General features: G+C 74.3%; 1 protein-coding gene. It reads right to left on the bottom strand.

Translation table 11 applies throughout. From position 1 onward, the window contains the following. Positions 1-225 (bottom strand): FAD-dependent oxidoreductase (locus tag KVS67_RS11755; RefSeq protein WP_217565425.1); only part of this gene is annotated, 225 nt, incomplete at its 3' end. Positions 226-319: the final 94 nt, after the last annotated feature.

Genomic DNA, 319 nt, shown 5'->3' with positions numbered 1-319 from the left:
GCCGATTGGGGGGGCGGTGCGGGACTGATCGGCCACCTCGGCGGCGTGCGGGTAGGCCTGGGGGGGGATGCGGCCCCAGTGCAGGCAGGTGCCGCCGCCCTTGGACTTCTCCACGAGGGCGACGGACTTGCCGTACTGCACGGAACGCAGGGCTGCGGCGTACCCGGCGGAGCCGCCGCCGAGGACGAGGACGTCGAATTCCTGAGCGGTTGCCTTGTCGGCCACGATGTTGCTCCTTGGTGCTGGGGGCGGTGGATCGTGGTGGTGGTGCGTCACCGCCACCCCCGGCCGTCGGCGGCGGGCCGCGCGGCCGGGGACG

This window comes from Micrococcus sp. GbtcB5 (assembly GCF_019091605.1).
Classification (GTDB): domain Bacteria; phylum Actinomycetota; class Actinomycetes; order Actinomycetales; family Micrococcaceae; genus Micrococcus; species Micrococcus luteus.
Note: the sequence above shows the minus strand (reverse complement) of the source record. Positions and strands in the feature narration are given on the sequence as shown.